This window comes from Ralstonia sp. ASV6 (assembly GCF_016429285.1).
GTDB classification, from domain to species: Bacteria; Pseudomonadota; Gammaproteobacteria; order Burkholderiales; family Burkholderiaceae; genus Ralstonia; species Ralstonia flaminis.
In genome coordinates this window covers 1-1,260 of the sequence record NZ_JAELUI010000315.1, presented here as the reverse complement: position 1 = coordinate 1,260, position 1,260 = coordinate 1, and the positions used below count along the sequence as shown (strand labels likewise).

Sequence of the window (1,260 nt, the reverse complement as noted above, 5' to 3'; positions counted from 1 at the left end):
GTACCTACACGATTCAGGTTTCGATCTCGTCACAGAACGAGGATCTTTCGCAGGAAGGCAAGCCGTTGAAGGCTGACTCAATGCGATAGCGCAGACGCTTGCCGCTGCACGAGAGGAGGCGCAATTGGTTGAGCAGGCGCTGCGCAAGTTCCGGCAGCCTGATCCTCAGCGCTCGGCACAGCCGAGTGCTGAGATAGTGCTCCCGGCCGATTTTTGTTCGTACTGCGGCCGCACTTAGCTCATTGAACGTCCATAGGAGCATAGGGCTTTTTTGGTTTGACGGAGTGCACATGTGCACCTATCATGGGCGATAGTCAAACCATTTGAGCGTGATAAATGATGACGTATCAGGTTGGGAATTTGTTGGCGTTCGACCCAGCAGACCCGGAACTCGATGATGAGGGGCAGGCGATGGCTTTGGCGGTTTCTGAATCTGACCGCGACCGTGAGCGCGCCTTTGCCGTTTGGACCGGTCAAGAACACGGTTCCGAGCTGATCGCCATCGCCTACCAGGGCGAGCTCTTTCGAAAATGATGAAGCCATGATGATCGAGCGACCACGAGATGGGGAAACGTACACCGTTGAACAGGCTGCGAAGCACGCGACTGCATGGTGCACAAAGCGCCCGGCATGGCTGCGCATCTGCGATATGCCGCCGGGCTATTGCGAAACACTGTATGTGCAGTGGAGCGAGCTGAGCCCGGCAAAGCAGGCGTTTTGGGGCTCTGAGTACGGATATAACGAGTGGGCGACCAAGAGCTGCAAGGTGTCATCCGGATTCGTCACGGGCAAGGGTGAGTTCTACAAGAGCATCCACGAAGTGCCGCTCTTCCACAACTTCATGACGGTGTATCGGGTCGGTGTGAAAGCTGCCCGAGAAATTCGGCAACAGAAGCTGAAGGAGAACCCACAATGACTGCCAGCGCGAGGGCGATGAATCCAATGAACTGCAACCACCAAATTACCGAATCCGCGCTCGATAAGGGCTGGCGCTTCGAAGCAATTTTTCATCTGGGCGGCATGTCCGTCGACGAGTCGATTCCGTCGGCTTTGGAGGATGCGATTTCAGAAGAGACGACGGAAATCGCAATGGCAGTCGGCGTTTCGCCTAGCAAGGCCGACGACATCGAGAGTGAAGAGCTCTTCGAACATCTACGCCGCAAGCGGATGTTCGGCTTGCTCGTGCAAGTCGCAACCCCCGTTCGTCGTTTCGAAGGCGATGATGACAGCTGCTTCACCAGCTGGGGTTACTACAGCACC

3 protein-coding genes are annotated in these 1,260 nt (G+C 56.1%); all 3 read left to right on the top strand.

All coding sequences use genetic code 11. From position 1 onward, the window contains the following. Nucleotides 1–336: 336 nt before the first annotated feature. Entirely contained in the window at nucleotides 337–534 is a 198-nt protein-coding gene (locus JHD73_RS27790) for a hypothetical protein (protein ID WP_199033342.1), read from the top strand. Between the two features lie 7 nt (nucleotides 535–541). Next, entirely contained in the window at nucleotides 542–916 is a 375-nt protein-coding gene (locus JHD73_RS27785) for a hypothetical protein (RefSeq protein ID WP_199033341.1), read from the top strand. Further along, on the top strand, nucleotides 913–1,260 hold a 348-nt coding region (locus JHD73_RS27780; protein WP_199033340.1), incomplete at its 3' end, for a hypothetical protein. The genes JHD73_RS27785 and JHD73_RS27780, both read left to right, overlap by 4 nt.